The 17,897-nt window shown below is 68.8% G+C and carries 14 protein-coding genes; 1 reads left to right on the forward strand and 13 read right to left on the reverse strand.

Features of this window, described 5'->3' with window-relative positions:
- Positions 1–85 precede the first annotated feature (85 nt).
- The 10 genes from QA861_RS39390 to QA861_RS39435 form a co-directional block, all read right to left on the reverse strand.
- Positions 86–1,588: a CYTH and CHAD domain-containing protein gene (locus QA861_RS39390; protein ID WP_334593631.1), complete on the reverse strand. Its 1,503-nt coding sequence runs from the start codon at positions 1,586–1,588 to the stop codon at positions 86–88.
- Positions 1,589–1,743: 155 nt separating this feature from the next.
- Positions 1,744–2,943, reverse strand: a complete 1,200-nt coding sequence (gene rodA / locus QA861_RS39395) for a rod shape-determining protein RodA (protein ID WP_334593632.1) — start codon at positions 2,941–2,943, stop codon at positions 1,744–1,746.
- Positions 2,940–5,189 carry a penicillin-binding protein 2 gene (gene mrdA / locus QA861_RS39400; RefSeq protein WP_334593633.1) on the reverse strand — a complete coding sequence of 750 codons (2,250 nt, stop codon included), beginning with the start codon at positions 5,187–5,189 and terminating at the stop codon, positions 2,940–2,942. Before mrdA ends, rodA begins: the two co-directional genes overlap by 4 nt.
- A gap of 107 nt (positions 5,190–5,296) precedes the next feature.
- Complete coding sequence (gene mreD, locus QA861_RS39405) at positions 5,297–5,968, reverse strand: rod shape-determining protein MreD (protein ID WP_334593634.1); 672 nt, start codon at positions 5,966–5,968, stop codon at positions 5,297–5,299.
- A gap of 16 nt (positions 5,969–5,984) precedes the next feature.
- On the reverse strand, positions 5,985–6,929 hold the full coding sequence (gene mreC / locus QA861_RS39410) for a rod shape-determining protein MreC (RefSeq protein ID WP_334593635.1): 945 nt from the start codon (positions 6,927–6,929) through the stop codon (positions 5,985–5,987).
- A 110-nt stretch (positions 6,930–7,039) separates the two neighbouring features.
- Positions 7,040–8,059 carry a rod shape-determining protein gene (locus QA861_RS39415; RefSeq protein WP_334593636.1) on the reverse strand — a complete coding sequence of 340 codons (1,020 nt, stop codon included), beginning with the start codon at positions 8,057–8,059 and terminating at the stop codon, positions 7,040–7,042.
- 316 nt (positions 8,060–8,375) lie between these two features.
- Positions 8,376–8,789: a nucleoside-diphosphate kinase gene (gene ndk, locus QA861_RS39420; protein ID WP_334593637.1), complete on the reverse strand. Its 414-nt coding sequence runs from the start codon at positions 8,787–8,789 to the stop codon at positions 8,376–8,378.
- Positions 8,790–8,856: 67 nt separating this feature from the next.
- Positions 8,857–9,222: a DUF4233 domain-containing protein gene (locus tag QA861_RS39425; RefSeq protein ID WP_334593638.1), complete on the reverse strand. Its 366-nt coding sequence runs from the start codon at positions 9,220–9,222 to the stop codon at positions 8,857–8,859.
- Between the two features lie 6 nt (positions 9,223–9,228).
- Positions 9,229–10,713: a bifunctional tetrahydrofolate synthase/dihydrofolate synthase gene (gene folC / locus QA861_RS39430; protein ID WP_334593639.1), complete on the reverse strand. Its 1,485-nt coding sequence runs from the start codon at positions 10,711–10,713 to the stop codon at positions 9,229–9,231.
- A 152-nt stretch (positions 10,714–10,865) separates the two neighbouring features.
- Positions 10,866–13,490 carry a valine--tRNA ligase gene (locus QA861_RS39435; protein ID WP_334593641.1) on the reverse strand — a complete coding sequence of 875 codons (2,625 nt, stop codon included), beginning with the start codon at positions 13,488–13,490 and terminating at the stop codon, positions 10,866–10,868.
- Positions 13,491–13,626: 136 nt separating this feature from the next.
- Between QA861_RS39435 and QA861_RS39440 the strand changes: the two genes are divergently transcribed.
- On the forward strand, positions 13,627–14,532 hold the full coding sequence (locus tag QA861_RS39440) for a hypothetical protein (protein WP_334593643.1): 906 nt from the start codon (positions 13,627–13,629) through the stop codon (positions 14,530–14,532).
- 96 nt (positions 14,533–14,628) lie between these two features.
- Here QA861_RS39440 and clpX read toward each other — a convergent pair whose 3' ends face one another.
- The 3 genes from clpX to QA861_RS39455 form a co-directional block, all read right to left on the reverse strand.
- Positions 14,629–15,915, reverse strand: coding sequence for an ATP-dependent Clp protease ATP-binding subunit ClpX (gene clpX, locus QA861_RS39445; RefSeq protein ID WP_059072860.1), 1,287 nt, complete (start codon positions 15,913–15,915; stop codon positions 14,629–14,631).
- Positions 15,916–16,109: 194 nt separating this feature from the next.
- Complete coding sequence (locus QA861_RS39450) at positions 16,110–16,808, reverse strand: ATP-dependent Clp protease proteolytic subunit (protein WP_334593644.1); 699 nt, start codon at positions 16,806–16,808, stop codon at positions 16,110–16,112.
- A 50-nt stretch (positions 16,809–16,858) separates the two neighbouring features.
- Entirely contained in the window at positions 16,859–17,467 is a 609-nt protein-coding gene (locus tag QA861_RS39455; RefSeq protein WP_044474085.1) for an ATP-dependent Clp protease proteolytic subunit, read from the reverse strand.
- Positions 17,468–17,897: the final 430 nt, after the last annotated feature.

Genomic DNA, 17,897 nt, shown 5'->3' on the forward strand with positions numbered 1-17,897 from the left:
CCACCAAGCGTAACCCGCCCGGAGGACTCCCCCGCCCGCGTGAAAACCGCTCCGAACCGGTGGGAAACCGGTGCGAAACCGGGTGCTAGACCTCCATCGCGCCCTGAATCGTCCGCCACTCCCCGGGCAGCGCCTCCTCCATCCTCGTGGCCCGCCACTCCTCGCGCCCGTACAGCAGCCCGTAAGTGAAGGTGTTCTCCCCGGCCGCGTGCGCCACGGCGGACAGCTCGCCCAGAGTGACGCGGACCATGACGCTGTCCTGGTGGTCGCCGAGCAGGCTCTGGAGGGACTTCATCGACTTGGTGAGCGTCTTGGCCGGGCCGCCCAGGGCGGGGGTGGCCGCCTCGGCGGCGTAGCGGGTGCGCTTGGCCTTCTTGCGGGCCTCGTGCAGCCCGAGGTCGCGGTCGGTGCCGGGCGGCTGCTCCATGGCTTCCTCGACCAGCGCGGACACCTTCGCGAAGTCCTTGCGTACGGCCTTGGCGAGCCGCTTGTCCGGCTTCTTCGCCGCCGCCTTGAGGACCGGCGGTTCGGCGACCACGGCGTCCAGGGTGTCGAGGAGCGTCAGATAGCGCGGGGAGTCGAGCACGCCGAGCAGCCGGCGGCGCGCTCTGCCGTGCTCGGCCCTGGACCAGGCGCCCAGCCGGTCCCGGACGGGCCCGTGGAGGAGAGTGGGGGCCAGTTCGTCGAGGGCCTCGCCCAGCCGTTCGGCCAGGACCTCCTGGTCGCGGCCGAGGCCCAGCTCGCCGGCGAGCCACTTCAGCTCGTCACCGATCGGGTCGGTGACCTTCCGGTCGAGGATCTTGGGGAAGGACTTGAAGGTGCTGCGCAGCCGGCGGGTGGCGACCCGCACGTCATGCACGGCATCCTCGGCGTCCTGGCGTACGGCCGGGTCGAGATCGAGGACGGCGTCCCGCTGGGCGCGGACGTAGGCGAGGACGTGGTCTCCGGCGGTGACGGACTCGGCGGGTTCGTCCTTGGGCCGGGGACGGCCACCCTTGGTCTCCGCCAGCGCCCGGGCAAGCTTCGACGCGGACTTCGAGGGCCGTACGCCCGCCTTGCGGAGGCGTTTGTCCACCTTGTCCAGGACGCGCTGGTCCTCGCCGTCGGCGAGCTCCACCTCGATCTCGGTCCACTGGGCGGTGCCCTCACCGCCGAACAGCCGCTCCGCCCGTACGGTGTCCACGCCGACCTCGGCGAGCCGGCGGCCGTCGGTGTCGACTAGGTCGCGCAGGTCGCGGGTGGAGCGCAGCCGTACGACTGGCACGAGCTGGCCCTCGCGGACGTGGGCGCGGACCAGCCCGGTCAGTTCGTCGGGGACGGTGTCGGAGAGCGGGAACTGGATCTCGTCCCGCACTCCTGGGGCGACCGGGAGTTTCAGGTGCCAGCCGGCGTCGGAGCCGCCGGTGCGGCGGCGCAGCGTGATCGAGGCCGCGGCCAGCCGCAGGTCCGAGGTGTCGTAGTAGGTCGCGTCGAGTTCGGCGGTGCCCTTGTCGAGGACGTCCGCGACTCCGGCGACGCCGGTCAGGTCGGGCAGTCCGCTGTCGTCGGATTCATACTTTCGCTCGATTTCCCGCTTTGTGTCCGCCATGAACTGAATCTAGTCACGATCGGCCTCCGACGGCAGTCCCACGACCGTCGCCGGGCCGACAACCCCGCGCCCTGTAGGGGCGCGGGGAACTGCGCGCCCAGCCACAACGGCGCCGCACCGGACCGACTTCACCTCACCGTCCCTCCAGCGGAGCGTTACGCCGACATGGGCCGCTCCACCCTGATCGACTGCAACAGCCCCACCGCCACCCACACGGCGAACATCGACGATCCTCCGTATGACACGAAGGGCAGTGGCAGACCGGCGACCGGCATGATCCCCAGGGTCATCCCGATGTTCTCGAAGGCCTGGAACGCGAACCACGCGATGATCCCGGCGGCGACGATCGTGCCGTACAGCTCGGTCGTCTCCCGGGCGATACGGCAGGCGCGCCACAGGACGACGCCCAGGAGCACGATGATCAGGCCGGCGCCGACGAAGCCGAGTTCCTCCCCCGCGACCGTGAACACGAAGTCGGTCTGCTGTTCGGGCACGAACTGGCCCGTGGTCTGGGAGCCGTGGAACAGGCCGGTGCCGGTGAGGCCGCCGGAACCGATCGCGATGCGCGCCTGGTTGGTGTTGTAGCCGACGCCGGCCGGGTCGAGTTCGGGGTTGGCGAAGGCGGCGAAGCGGTTGATCTGGTACTCGTCCAGGACGCCGAGCTGCCAGATCAGGACCGCGCCGAGGGCGCCCGTGCCGAGCAGGCCGAAGACCCAGCGGTTGGAGGCGCCGGAGGCGAGGAGCACGCCGAGCACGATGATGACCATGACCATGACCGACCCGAGGTCGGGCATCAGCATGACGACCATCATCGGTACGGCGGCCAGGCCCAGCGCCTGGAGGACCGTGCGGTGGTCGGGGTAGGGCTTGTCGCCCGCGTCGACCCGGGCGGCCAGGAGCATGGCCATGCCCAGGATGATCGTGATCTTCACGAACTCCGACGGCTGGAGCGAGAAGCCGCCGCCGAACACGATCCACGCGTGGGCGCCGTTGACGGTCGCGCCGAGCGGGGTCAGCACCATGAGGATCAGGAGGACGGAAAGGCCGTACAGGATCGGCACCGCCGTGCGCAGGTTGCGGTGGCCGAGCCAGACCGTACCGATCATCAGACAGAACCCGATGCCGGTGTTCATGAGGTGCCGGATCAGGAAGTAGTACTGGTCGCCCTGGTTGATCTCGGTGCGGTTGCGGGTCGCCGAGTAGACCAGGATCGCGCCGATGAAGGACAGCGCGAGCGCGGACAGCAGTATCGGCCAGTCCAGCCTGCGGGCCAGCGAGTCGCGGGCCAGCAGACGGGACAGGGACGAGCGTTCGGGGCCGTAGCCGGAGACCGAGAAGGTGTTCGCGCCGGTCATGTCGTCGTCCTTTGCGTACGCCGCTTACTCCGCCCGCGCCGGCGGTGGGCTCGGTCGGTGCCCGTCCGTTCGGACGCGACCGTGGCCGGCGGGAGCTGGCCGCCCGCGAGAGCGAGCGTCTCCTCGGTGGCCTCCTTCGGCGGCACGTACGGCTTGATCTTCGGGGCGTCGATCGAGCCGTCCGACTCGATCTTCGGGAGGCTCTTCTGCGGGGTGGGCAGCAGCGCCTTCCTGTTGTCGATCTTGCCGTCCGGGGAGACGCCGTAGAGAGCCTCGTATATCTTGCGGACGGCCGGGCCGGAGGCTCCGGAGCCCGTACCACCCTGGGAGATCGTCATGACGATCGTGTAGTCCTTGGTGTACGTCGCGAACCACGAGGTGGTCTGCTTGCCGTAGACCTCGGCCGTACCCGTCTTGGCGTGCATCGGGATCTTGTCCTGCGGCCAGCCACCGAACCGCCAGGCCGCCGAGCCGCGCGTGACGACTCCCTCGAAGGCACCGTTCATGTCCTTCAGGGTCGCCGGGGTGATCGGCAGCCTGCCGTGCGACTTGGGCGCGATCGCCTGCACGGACTTGCCGTCGGCGCTGACGATCGCCTTGCCGACGGTCGGGTCGTACAGGGTGCCGCCGTTGGAGATCGCCGAGTAGATCGTCGCCATCTGTATCGGCGTGACGAGGATGTCGCCCTGTCCGATCGAGTAGTTGACGGAGTCACCGGCGCGCATGAGGTTGCCTTCGAGGCAGTTCTCGTACGCGATCTGCTGGGCGTACGAGCCGCCCTTCTTGCCGTACTTGCACCAGGAGGCCTTGTTGGCCTTCCAGTAGTCCTGCTTCCACTTGCGGTCGGGGACGCGGCCGGCGACCTCGTTGGGCAGGTCGATGCCGGTCACGGCGCCGAGGCCGAACTTGTGGGCGGTGGTGTAGAACCAGTTCTTCGCGTCCTTCTTCGGCTTCAGGCCGCCGTCCTTCACCCACTCCTGGTGCGCGAGACGGTAGAAGACGGTGTCGCAGGAGACCTCGATGGCGCGGCCGAGGCTGATCGGGCCGTACCCCTTGGACTCGTAGTTCTTGAAGACCTGGCCGCCGATCGAGTACGAGCTGGAGCAGTCGTAGTGGCCGTCGAAGGGGTAGCCGGCGTCGACGGCGGCAGCGGTGGAGATGGCCTTGAAGATCGAGCCGGGGGCCGCCTGGCCCTGGATCGCCCGGTTGAGCAGCGGGTAGTTGGAGTTCTTGCCGGTCAGCTTGGCGTAGTCCTTGGCGGAGATGCCGCCGACCCAGGCGTTCGGGTCGTAGCTCGGGTTGGACGCCATGGCGACGACTCGGCCCGTCTTGGCCTCCATGACGACGACCGCGCCCGCGTCGGCCTTGTAGTTCTCGCCGGTGTTGTTGTCGTGCTCCTTGCGGGCCAGCTTCATCGCGTTGTTCAGCTCGTACTCGGCGACCCGCTGGACGCGGGCGTCGATGCTGGTGACGAGGTTGGAGCCGGACTGGGCGGGGTCCGCCTCGGCGGTGCCGATGACGCGGCCGAGGTTGTCGACCTCGTAGCGGGTGACGCCGGCCTTGCCGCGCAGTTCCTTGTCGTACTCCCGCTCAAGGCCGGACCGGCCGACCTGGTCGGAGCGGAGGTAGGGCGAGTCGGTGTCGCGCGCCTTGGTGATCTCCTCGTCGGTGACCGGGGAGAGGTAGCCGAGGACCTGGGCGGTGTTGGAGCCGCCGGGGCCCGCGTAGCGGCGTACGGCCGCGGGTTCGGCGGTGATGCCGGGGAAGTCCTCGGAGCGCTCGCGGATCTGGAGCGCCTGGCGGGGGGTGGCCTCGTCGGTGATGGGGATCGGCTGGTACGGCGAGCCGTTCCAGCAGGGCTGCGGCGTCTTGGCGTCGCACAGCCGGACCTTGTCCTTGACCTCCTGGGGCTTCAGGCCCAGGACCCCGGCGAGCTTGGTGAGGACGGCATCGCCGTCGTCCTTCATCTTCAGCAGGTCGGTGCGGGAGGCGGAGACGACGAGACGCGTCTCGTTGTCCGCGATCGGCACCCCGCGCGCGTCGAGGATCGACCCGCGTACGGCGGGCTGCACCACCTGCTGTACGTGGTTGCCGGACGCCTCCTTGGCGTAGGCGTCCCCCTCGCGGATCTGGAGGTACCACAGCCGGCCCCCGAGGGTGCCGAGGAGGGAGAGGACGAGGATCTGGATGACGACGAGACGGATCTGGACGCGTGGCGTCCGGCCGGTCTCGGGAATGTTGGTCACTGGTGCTGCCTCCGCCTCTCAGTGCGCGTGCGGGACGCGGACGTACGAGGCATACGAGTACACGAGCAAGCTGTGGGCGTGGGTGTCGGGGTTCGACTGATAGGCGTTCACAGGCGCTTGACCCCCTTGATGCGGCCGGCGCGGGCGGCTTTCGAGCGGGCCGCCTTCGCCTTCAGGCCGCCGCGCTGACTGCCGATGCTCAGGCCGGTGCCGGAGGACAGCCAGCCCGAGGAGATGTCGGTCTTCTTGGCCGCGGAGTTGGCCTCGGCGAGCGGGTCGTTCTCCGCTCTGCGGGCCAGGAACATGATGCCGGGGACCACGAAGGGCGCGAGCAGCAGGTCGTACAGCGCGGCTGTGAACAGCAGGCTGGGGAGGCCGACATGGCGGGCCGCGGTGTCGCCGACGAGGGCGCCGACACCGGCGTAGAGGAGGGTCGTGCCGACGGCCGCGGCGACCACGACGGCCATCGGGCCGGTGGCCGACTTGAGCCGGCCGTTCTCGGGTTTCACCAGGCCGGCCAGATAGCCGACGAGGCACAGCACGAGGGCGTAGCGGCCGGCCGCGTGGTCGGCGGGCGGAGCGAGGTCGGCGAGGAGTCCGGCGCCGAAGCCGACGAGGGCGCCGCCGACATGTCCGTACACCAGGGCGAGGCCGAGGACGGTCAGCAGCAGCAGGTCGGGGACGGCGCCCGGGAGGTGGAGGCGGGCGAGGACGCTCACCTGGATCACCATGGCGACGACCACCAGGGCGGTGGAGAGGAGCATCCGGTTGACACGCATGGGAGAAGTTCAGCTCCTACTGCTGTTGCTGGTACTGGCCGTTGGACGCGGACGCGGACGGTGTCACCGTCACGGTGACCGTCGGCGTGGGGGTCGGCCTCGGCCTGGCCGGGAGGACGGTGTCGCGCGGGTCGCTGCGCGGGGCCTCGACGACGACACCGACGATGTCGAGCTTGGTGAAGCCGACGAACGGCGTGACGTAGATCGTGCGGGTCAGGTCGCCGCCTGACGGGTCGACCCGGGACACGAAGCCGACGGGTACGCCCGGGACGAACGGCTTGTCGGCCTGCGAGCCGAAGGTGACCAGCCGGTCGCCCTTGCTGACCTTGGCCTTGCCGTTGAGGAGTTGGACGCGCAGCGGCCGGTCACCCTGCCCGGAGGCGAAGCCCAGTTCGTCGCTGCCCTCCATCCGCGTCCCCACCGTGAAGTCCGGGTCGTTGGCGAGCAGCACGGTCGAGGTGCTGGGGCCTACGGTGGTGACGCGGCCGACGAGTCCGTCCCCGTTCAGGACGGTCATGTCGCGCTTGATGCCGTCGTCGGCGCCGACGTCGATGGTGACCGTCCAGGAGAAGCCCTGGGCCGCTCCTATGGCGATGACCTCGGCGCCCTTGATGCCGTACTGGCCGGCGCCGGCCGTCTTCAGCATCTTGTCGAGCTGGCTGAGGCGGCTGCGGTTGCGGTCGCTGCTGCCGAGGCGGGCCTTGAGCGCCGCGTTCTCCTTCTCCAGCGTGGCGAGCCGGTCGTGCCGGTCACCGGAGTCGCGTACTGCCGAGACGGCGTCGCCGACCGGGTCGACCACGGTGGCCACCCCGTCCTCGACCGGGCCGAAGACGGCTGCCGCGGCCTGCCGGGCACCGTCGACCGGTGACTCCTCCCCACCGCGGATGTCCACCGTGATCAGCGCGAACGCGACGGCGACCAGCAGCACCAGGAGCAGCCGGCTCTCTCGTGTGTCCCTCACGTGCGGCGGCGTGCCTTCCTCAAGAGTTGTTCGGGGGAGCTTATGCCTCTATACCAACGATCCGCCGCACGAGAGGGGATCATCTCGTACGGCGGAATCGAAGAGTTACGTCATCTGCGCGGCGACGCGTCCAGCACCTGCTGGAGCGCCTCGAACTCCTCCACGCACTTGCCGGAGCCGAGCGCCACGCTGTCCAGCGGGTCCTCGGCGATGTGGATGGGCATGCCGGTCTCACGGCGCAGCCGTTCGTCGAGTCCGCGGAGCAGGGCCCCGCCGCCGGTCAGAACGATGCCGCGGTCCATGATGTCGCCGGACAGCTCGGGCGGGCACTTGTCGAGGGTGGTCTTCACGGCGTCGACGATCGCGTTGACGGGTTCCTCGATCGCCTTGCGTACTTCGGCCGCGGAGATCACGACCGTCTTGGGCAGGCCGGAGACCAGGTCCCGGCCTCGGATTTCGGTGTGTTCGTCAGCGTCGAGGTCGTACGCCGAACCGATCGTGATCTTGATCTGTTCGGCAGTCCGCTCACCCAGCAGGAGCGAGTACTCCTTCTTGATGTGCTGGATGATCGAGCTGTCCAGCTCGTCACCAGCGACACGGATGGACTGGGCGGTGACGATGCCGCCGAGGGAGATGACCGCGACCTCCGTGGTACCGCCGCCGATGTCCACCACCATGTTGCCCGTGGCCTCGTGGACCGGCAGGCCGGCGCCGATGGCCGCGGCCATGGGCTCCTCGATGATGTGCACCTGGCGCGCGCCGGCCTGGGACGAGGCCTCGATGACGGCGCGGCGCTCGACGCCCGTGATGCCCGAGGGCACACAGACGACGACACGGGGACGGGCGAGATACCGCCGCTTGTGAATCTTCAGAATGAAGTAGCGGAGCATCCGCTCGGTGATCTCGAAGTCGGCGATGACGCCGTCCTTGAGCGGGCGCACGGCAACGATGTTGCCGGGCGTCCGACCGATCATCTTCTTCGCTTCCGATCCGACCGCGAGAATGCCACCGGTGTTGGTGTTGATCGCGACGACGGACGGCTCGTTGAGTACGATCCCGCGACCCCTGACGTACACCAGCGTGTTGGCGGTCCCGAGGTCGACAGCCATGTCACGGCCGATGAACGACATTGAGTTCCCCATCAGGATTCGACTGGCCTTCCCAAGTGAAGCGTGTGATGGCTCTGCTTTGGGGCGGCGAAGTGGGTGCGGTGACGAACAGGCTTGCAAGGCTTACATCGTAGTCGCGCCTGCACGAACACCACGCGAGGGTCTTCGCCATTGTCAGCATGCGATGTGCCGTCTCGCTTGTGGAGACGAGCGTTCGGGGGTAGGCGTTCCCCCGATCGGCGCGCATATGCCGCAGGACGGCCGGTTTTCGGCGGCCGTCCCAGGTCAGACATCCGGGTGAGGTGACGATCCCTCAGTCGGCGGTTCGGGCTGCGGCTCAGTCGCGGCCGGGGAAGAAGATCTTCAGCTCACGCTCGGCGGACTCCTCGGAGTCGGAGGCGTGGATGAGGTTCTCGCGCACGATCACGCCGTAGTCGCCGCGGATGGAACCGGGGGCGGCGGCGATCGGGTCGGTGGGTCCGGCGAGCGCGCGCACACCCTCGATGACCCGGTCGCCCTCGACGACGAGCGCGACGACGGGGCCGGAGGCCATGAACTCGACGAGCGGCTCGTAGAAGACCTTGCCCTTGTGCTCGCCGTAGTGCTGCTCCAGCGTCTCCTGGTCCAGCGTACGCAGCTCCAGCGCGGTGATCCGCCAGCCAGCCTTGCGCTCGATCCGGCCGATGATCTCGCCGGTCAGGCCGCGACGGACGGTGTCGGGCTTGAGCAGGACGAGGGTGCGCTGAGTCACGAGGGTGGCTCCATTCGGGTCACGTGTGTGCGGTGGTCAGAGGCTACAGGGCCGGTCCGGGCGGGTGTTACGCAGCGTCAGGGCCGGCTGGGCCGGCCCCCGCGGCCTGCGCCGCGAAGCGGGCCTTCGCCTCGTCGATCTTCCGGCCGTAGTGCACGGACGCCCACCACAGCGCGGCGAACATCGCGCCCATGAAGAACATGGTCGGCATGATGAAGCCGGACGCGATGAGCGCGATCTGCAGGGCCCAGCCGAGCTGCACCCCGCCGGGGCGGGTGATCACACCGCAGAGCAGCACGCACAGCAGCATGGCGATGCCGCTGACCGTCCACACCGTCGACATGGACAGGTCGGGGTCCTTCATGGCGACGAGACCGGCGAAGCCGATCAGGAAGACCTCGCCGATCAGGGTCGAAGCGCAGAGCGTACGCACGGAACGTCAGCCCCTTCCCAGGAGCAGTCGGGCCTCGCCGACGGTGATGACGGAGCCGGTGACGAGCACTCCGCCGCCGGAGAACTCCCCGTCCTCCTCGGCGAGGGTGATGGCGGCCTCCAGGGCGTCGTCGAGCCGCGGCTCGACCTGGACCCGGTCGTCGCCGAAGATCTCGACGGCGACGGCGGCCAGCTCGTCGGCTCCCATCGCGCGGTGACTGGAGTTCTGGGTGATCACGACCTCGGCGAAGATCGGCTCGAAGGCCTCAAGGACCCCGCGTACGTTCTTGTCGCCGCTCGCCCCGACCACCCCGATGAGCCGGCTGAAGTCGAAGGCCTCGCCCACGGCCTCGGCCGTGGCCCGTGCGCCCGCCGGGTTGTGCGCGGCGTCGAGTACGACGGTGGGTGAGCGCCGTACGATCTCCAGCCGCCCCGGGGACGTCACCGCGGCGAACGCCTTGCGTACGGTGTCGACGTCGAGAGGCTCGGGCCGCTGGGTGCCGACGCCGAAGAACGCCTCGACGGCGGCGAGGGCGACGGCCGCGTTGTGGGCCTGGTAGCCGCCGTGCAGGGGCAGGAAGATCTCCTCGTACTCCCCGCCGAGCCCGCGCAGTGTCAGCATCTGCCCGCCGACGGCGACCTGCCTGCTCACAACCCCGAACTCCAGCCCCTCCCTCGCCACGGTGGCGTCCACCTCGACGGCCTTCTTCAGCAGCACCTGGGCCGCGTCGACCGGCTGCTGGGCGAGGATGACGGTCGCGTCCTGCTTGATGATCCCGCCCTTCTCGACGGCGATCTCACCGGGCGTCTCGCCGAGCCGGTCGGTGTGGTCGAGGTCGATGGGCGTCACGACGGCCACGTCACCGTCGATGACGTTGGTGGCGTCCCAGCTGCCGCCCATCCCGACCTCGACGACGGCCACGTCGACCGGGGCGTCGGCGAAGGCTGCGTACGCCATGCCGGTCAGGACCTCGAAGAAGGAGAGCCGGAACTCCTGCTGGGCGTCGACCATCTCGACGTACGCCTTGATGTCGTCGTACGTCTCGACGAACCGCTCGGCGGCGATCGGCGCACCGTCGAGGCTGATCCGCTCGGTGACCGACTGGACGTGCGGGGAGGTGTACCGGCCGGTGCGCAGGTCGAAGGCGCCGAGGAGGGCCTCGATCATGCGGGCGGTGGAGGTCTTGCCGTTGGTTCCGGTGATGTGGATCGAGGGGTACGCGCGCTGCGGCTCGCCCAGCACGTCCATCAGCGCGGCGATACGGCTGACGGACGGCTCCAGCTTGGTCTCGCCCCAGCGGGTGGCGAGGTCCGCCTCGACGGTGCGCAGGGCCTTGTCGACCTCGGGGTCCTGGGGGCGGCCAGGCACGTCCGCGGGTGCGGCTCCGCCCTGGGTGCGCAGGGTGCGGCTGCCGGCCTCGATGACCGCGAGGTCGGGGTCGCGGTCGGTCTCGGCGTCGATGATCTCGTCGAAGGGGTCGGTGTCGCTCACGGGGGTCAGTCTACGGAGCGGGTGCCTACGGCGGTGGGCGGTGGGGGTTTCGTCGGCGGGTGCGGGTGCGTGGGGGCTGGTCGCGCCCACGCGGCGGAGCCGCATATCGATACAGCCCCGCGCCCCTATGGGGCGCGGGGAACCACCGTCAGCTACGCCTGCGGCAAGCCGTCCAGCTGGGTCTGGATGCGGGTGATGTCCTCGTCCGCCTTGGTGAGGCGGGCGCGGATCTTGTCGACCACGTTGTCCGGGGCCTTCGCGAGGAACGCCTCGTTGCCGAGCTTGGCCGTCGCCTGGGCCTTCTCCTTCTCGGCGGCGGCGAGGTCCTTGGAGAGTCGCGCACGCTCCGCCGGGACGTCGATCGTGCCGGAGAGGTCGAGGGCGACCGTGGCGCCGGCGACCGGGAGGGTCGCGGTGGCGCTGAAACCGTCCTCCTCCGGCTGGAGACGCAGCAGCTGGCGGATGGCCGCCTCGTGCGCGGCCAGGACGGTCCCGTCGAGGGTGAGGCGCGCCGGGACCTTCTGGCCGTCCTTCAGGCCCTGGTCCTTGCGGAACCGGCGGACCTCGGTGACGACCCGCTGGACCAGCGCGATCTCCTGCTCGGCGGCCTCGTCGCGGAAGCCACTGTCCTTGGGCCAGTCGGCGGTGACAAGGGTCTCGCCGCCGGTCAGCGTCGTCCACAGCGTCTCGGTGACGAACGGGACGATCGGGTGCAGGACCCGCAGCATCACGTCGAGGACCTCGCCGAGGACCCGGCCGGAGACCTTGGCCTGCTCGCCGCCCGCGAAGAACGTGGTCTTCGACAGCTCGACGTACCAGTCGAAGACCTCGTCCCACGCGAAGTGGTACAGGGACTCACTGAGCTTGGCGAACTGGTAGTCGTCGTAGAACGCGTCGATCTCGGCCACGGTCTTGTTCAGCCGGGACAGGATCCAGCGGTCCGTCGCCGACAGCCGCTCCACAGGCGGGAGTTCGCCCTCGACGGTGGCGCCGTTCATCAGGGCGAAGCGCGTGGCGTTCCAGATCTTGTTGGTGAAGTTCCGGGACGCCTGGACCCAGTCCTCGCCGATCGGCACGTCCGCGCCCGGGTTGGCGCCCTTGGCCAGGGTGAAGCGGACGGCGTCCGAGCCGTACCGGTCCATCCAGTCGAGGGGGTCCACCGCGTTGGGGTTGGACTTCGACATCTTCTTGCCGAACTCGTCGCGGACGAGGCCGGTCAACGCGATGGTGTGGAACGGGGCTTCGCCGTCCATCGCGTACAGGCCGAACATCATCATCCGGGCGACCCAGAAGAAGATGATGTCGTGGCCGGTGAGCAGGACGTCGGTCTTGTAGAACTTCTCCAGGTCCGGGGTCTGTTCGGGCCAGCCGAGCGTGGAGAACGGCCACAGGCCGGAGGAGAACCAGGTGTCGAGGACGTCCTCGTCCTGCGTCCAGCCCTCGCCGGTCGGCGTCTCGTCGTCGGGTCCGACGCAGATGACCTCGCCGTCCGGGCCGTACCAGACGGGGATGCGGTGGCCCCACCACAACTGGCGTGAGATGCACCAGTCGTTGAGGTTGTCGACCCAGTCGAAGTAGCGCTTCGACATGTCCTGCGGGTGGATCGTGACGCGGCCGTCGCGGACCGCGTCACCGGCGGCCTTGGCGAGGGTCTCGACCTTGACCCACCACTGGAGGGACAGCCGGGGCTCGACGGTCGTCTTGCAGCGTGAGCAGTGGCCCACGGAGTGGACGTACGGGCGCTTCTCGGCGACGATCCGGCCCTGCTCGCGCAGCGCGTTGACGATCGTGGAGCGGGCCTCGAAGCGGTCCAGTCCCTGGAACGGGCCGTGCACGGTGATGACGCCGCGCTCGTCCATGACGGTCAGCGACTCCAGGCCGTGGCGCTGGCCGATGGCGAAGTCGTTCGGGTCGTGGGCCGGGGTCACCTTGACGGCGCCGGTGCCGAACTCCGGGTCGACGTGGGTGTCCGCGACGACCAGGATGGTCCGGTTGGTCAGCGGCAGCTTGATCCGCTTGCCGACGAGGTGCTGGTAGCGCTCGTCGTCGGGGTGGACCGCGACTGCCGTGTCACCGAGCATGGTCTCGGCTCTGGTCGTCGCGACGACGAGTGTGTCCTCGCCCTCGCCGTACTTGATGGAGACGAGCTCACCGTCGTCGTCCTGGTAGTCCACCTCGATGTCCGAGATGGCCGTCAGACAGCGCGGACACCAGTTGATGATGCGCTCGGCACGGTAGATCAGCTCGTCGTCGAAGAGCTTCTTGAAGATCGTCTGGACGGCCTTGGACAGCCCCTCGTCCATGGTGAAGCGCTCGCGGCTCCAGTCGACGCCATCGCCGAGGCGTCGCATCTGGCCGAGGATCTTGCCGCCGTATTCCTCCTTCCACTGCCAGACCCGCTCGACGAACTCCTCGCGCCCCAGGTCGTGCCGCGACTTGCCCTCTTCGGCAAGCTGCTGCTCGACCTTGTTCTGGGTCGCGATACCGGCGTGGTCCATGCCGGGGAGCCAGAGCGACTCGTAGCCCTGCATGCGCTTGCGGCGGGTGAGGGCGTCCATGAGCGTGTGCTGGAAGGCGTGGCCCAGGTGGAGGGAGCCCGTGACGTTCGGCGGCGGGATGACGATGGTGTAGGGCGGCTTCTCGCTCTTCGCGTCGGCGGTGAAGTATCCCCGTTCCACCCAGCGCTCGTACAGCTTCCCCTCTACCTCGGCCGGCGCGTACTGGGTCGGCAGTTCGGTGATGGGCGCTGTTGGCTGCTGCTGAGCGTTCTCGGTCACCCGGTCAGTTTAGAGGCGTCACCACCGTGTCCCGAAACGCGTTTCCTTCGTAACGGGGGGACACCGGGGGCAACTCGGGCTCCTGGCCTGCGCGAGGATGTCAGGAACACATAAGTATCTGGAGGGGAACCCAGAGATGAGCCACAACCAGCCGGGCCCGTACGGCGGACCACCGCAGCAGCCCGGTCCGTACGGTCAGCCGGGTCCCTACGGGCAACCGGCGCCGTACGGCCAGCCCGGTCCGTACGGTCAGCCGCCCCAGGCCCCTCCGACGGCTCCCCAGCCCGGTTACGGCTACCCCCAGCAGGCCCCTCCCCCGCAGCCCGGCTACGGCTATCCGCAGCAGGCCCCGTACGGGGTTCCGCAGCCGCCTGCGTCGCCGAGCGGGGGCGGGAAGAAGACGGGGATCGTCATCGGGGCGGTCGCCGTCGTGGCCGCGATCGCCGTGGGTGCGTACTTCGCGCTGAGCGGGGGCTCGGGCAGCGGCTCCGACATCGCCGACGACGGCGCGCACAAGCTGGCGACGCCGGCGACCGTGATCGACGGGGCGTACAAGAAGAGCGGCAGCGGGGCCGAGAAGATGGCCCAGGACGAGATCAAGGAGACCGAGGCGTGGGGTGTGCGGAACCCCAAGAACGTCAGCGCGAGTTACGTCGCGGGGTCGGGGTTCACCACCAAGAACATCATGTTCTCCGGCGTGTACGGCACGATCGACGAGCCGGAGAAGGTCGTCGACGCCATGTTCGCCAAGATGAAGGCAATGTCCGACCAGAGCGCCTCCACCGCCGGCAAGCTCGTCGGCAGCCTTGAGGAGTTCACGCCCTCGGGCTTCGAAAACGGCGTCATGAAGTGCCAGCACATCGAGAGCACCCGCTCCGGGAAGACGACGCGGACGCCGGTCTGCGTCTGGGGTGACCACAGCACCCTCACCTATGTCGTCTCGTACGACCTGGCCGCCCTGGCCACGGGTGCGGGCGGTTCGCTGGAGGACGCGTCCGCGCTCGCGGCCAAGCTGCGCGCCGATGTGCGCGTCAAGGCCTGACACGCCTCGACGTCCAACCTCAACTGATGAACCTCAACTGCGGAGGGGCCCCGGTCTGTTGACCGGGGCCCCTCCGCAGTACGAACGCGCCGACGGCTACGCCGTCTTCTGCTCTCCCGGGCCGCGTCCGCGCGCGTCCCTCGGGATCAGGGTCGGGTTCACGTTCTTCAGGACGACGTCCACCGTGATGACGACGCGGGCCACGTCCTTGCGGGACGGGACCTCGTACATCACCGCCTGGAGGACCTCCTCCATGATGGCGCGCAGGCCACGCGCACCGGTCTGGCGCAGGATCGCCTGGTCGGCGATTGCCTCCAGGGCCTCGCGCTCGAAGTCCAGCTCCACACCGTCGAGTTCGAAGAGGCGCTGGTACTGCTTGACGAGGGCGTTACGCGGCTCCACCAGGATCTGGAGGAGGGCCTCACGGTCGAGGTTGTGCACCGACGTGATGACGGGGAGGCGGCCGATGAACTCGGGGATCATGCCGAACTTCACCAGGTCCTCGGGCATGACGTCCTCGAAGCGGTCCTTCGCCTCCAGCTCCTTCTTGGAGCGGATCGTGGCGCCGAAGCCGATGCCCTTGGCACCCGCGCGGGACTCGACGAGCTTCTCCAAGCCCGCGAAGGCACCGCCCACGATGAACAGCACGTTCGTCGTGTCGATCTGGATGAACTCCTGGTGCGGGTGCTTGCGTCCGCCCTGCGGCGGGACGGAGGCCGTCGTGCCTTCGAGGATCTTCAGCAGTGCCTGCTGGACGCCCTCGCCGGACACGTCACGCGTGATCGACGGGTTTTCACTCTTCCGCGCGACCTTGTCGATCTCGTCGATGTAGATGATTCCGGTTTCGGCCTTCTTGACGTCGTAGTCCGCCGCCTGGATCAGCTTCAACAGGATGTTCTCGACGTCCTCGCCGACATACCCGGCCTCCGTCAGCGCCGTCGCGTCGGCGATGGCGAACGGGACGTTCAGCATGCGCGCCAGGGTCTGCGCGAGGAGGGTCTTGCCGGAGCCCGTGGGGCCCAGCAGCAGGATGTTCGACTTCGCCAACTCGATGGCGTCCTCACGGCTTTGACCGCCGCCGTTCTCACCGGCCTGGACCCGCTTGTAGTGGTTGTACACCGCGACGGACAGGGCCTTCTTGGCCGACTCCTGACCGACTACGTACCCCTCGAGGAACTCGTAGATCTCGCGAGGCTTGGGGAGTTCCTCCCACCTGACCTCGCTCGTCTCCGCGAGCTCTTCCTCGATGATCTCGTTGCAGAGATCGATGCACTCGTCGCAGATGTATACACCGGGGCCTGCGATGAGCTTCTTGACCTGCTTCTGGCTCTTGCCACAGAACGAGCACTTGAGCAGATCGCCGCCGTCACCGATGCGTGCCACGGTGTGCTTCCCCTTCGCCTGGGAGACGCCTAGGTACAGCGGCTCCTGGTGCTGCCTTATGTCGACGGTACCTTGCCGGGCCCCTCGTTCGGGCCCCCCTTGGCACGGTTCACTTCGACGTGCGCCGAGTCGAACCGTGCCGAGGGGCGGCAGACGATACAGCTTCTCCGTCTGCCAGTACGCCTACCAGTACGTCAGCGGACGCTGGCGTTGTTCATCTTCCGGGTGGAAATGATCTGGTCGATCAGTCCGTACGACAGGGCGTCCTCGGCCGTGAGGATCTTGTCGCGCTCGATGTCCTCGCGGATCTTCTCGATCGGCGTGGTCGAGTGCTTGGCCAGCATGTCCTCCAGCTGGGCACGCATCCGGAGGATCTCGTTGGCCGCGATCTCCAGGTCGGAGACCTGCCCGCGACCGGTCTCGCTGTACGGCTGGTGGATCAGCACGCGCGCGTTGGGCAGCGCCATGCGCTTGCCCGGCGTGCCGGCCGCGAGGAGGATCGCGGCGGCGGAGGCCGCCTGGCCCATGCAGACCGTCTGGACGTCCGGCTTCACGAACTGCATCGTGTCGTAAATCGCAGTGAGCGCCGTGAACGAGCCGCCGGGGCTGTTGATGTAGACCGAGATGTCCCGGTCGGGGTCCATCGACTCCAGGCACAGCAGCTGCGCCATGACGTCGTTGGCGGAGGCGTCGTCGATCTGCACGCCGAGGAAGATCACGCGCTCCTCGAAGAGCTTCGCGTACGGGTCGTACTCACGCACGCCCTGCGAGGTGCGCTCGACGAAGCGCGGGATGACGTAGCGGGACTCGGCACGCGGGCCGGTGTACTCCGCCTGGGCGGCCTGGGCGGCCATCGTACGGTCGTAGAGGCCGCTGCCGGGGAAGTCGTTCACGGTGTCTCCTGAAAGGGGCTTAGGCGGGGGCTGGAGGGCGTTGAGGGCACTTACACCCCTGTGCCGCCGCCGCCCGGGATGCCTGCGGCCGTGGCGATGACGTCGTCGATGAGGCCGTACGCCTTGGCCTCCTCGGGGTCGAACCAGCGGTCGCGGTCCGAGTCCCGGGTGACCTGCTCGACGGTCTGGCCCGTGTGCTGCGCCGTGAGCTCGGCCATGCGCTTCTTGGTGTGCAGCAGCCGCTCGGCGTGGATCTTGATGTCCGAGGCCGAACCCGCGAGGCCCGCGGAGGGCTGGTGGATCAGGATCTCGGCGTTCGGCAGGGCGAAGCGCTTGCCGGGCGTACCCGCGCTGAGCAGGAACTGGCCCATGGAAGCCGCGAGACCCATGGCGATGGTCATCACGTCGTTCTTGATGAACTGCATGGTGTCGTAGATCGCCATGCCGGCCGTGATCGAGCCGCCGGGGCTGTTGATGTAGAGGTTGATGTCCTTGTCCGGGTCAGCGGCCGCGAGGAGCAGCAGCTGCGCGGTGATCTTGTTCGCGATGTCGTCGTCGACCGGCTGGCCGAGGAAGATGATCCGCTCGTTGAGCAGCCGGTTGTAGACCTGGTCGCCGAGGCCACCGCCGATGGAAGGCTCGCCGGCGGCGGAAGGCATCAGATTCGTCACGTCGTGTCCACCTGCTCGTCTTACGACGGCGCCGGGCCGTCTCACGTGTTCTGCCGGGGCGTGGAGCCGTCCGACGGTTATCGGGGGCTCCCCTGCCCTCGCTCTCATGGACCCTAACGCGCGGGTCCCTCCGGGGAATCCCGGGAATGGAACTGTTCGCTGTGAGCGCATGCGCTCCGCTGGGTTGAGCAGGGTTTCCGGTGCGGGTCGGCCGGGTGTGGGGGGCGGGGTCGGGGTGAACGTCGCGGGGCTCCCGCCCCGGCCCCGGCATTCTCCGTAGGGCCGCGGGGAGGTGGTCGGGTGCGGGCCCGTGGGGGCTTGTCGCGCAGTTCCCCGCGCCCCTGGGTACGCCCATGTGGCCGGATACGACGACGGGCCCCGGCGCATGGTGCGCGGCCGGGGCCCGTCGTCGTACGTG

It is taken from the genome of Streptomyces sp. B21-083 (assembly GCF_036898825.1).
GTDB lineage: Bacteria > Actinomycetota > Actinomycetes > Streptomycetales > Streptomycetaceae > Streptomyces.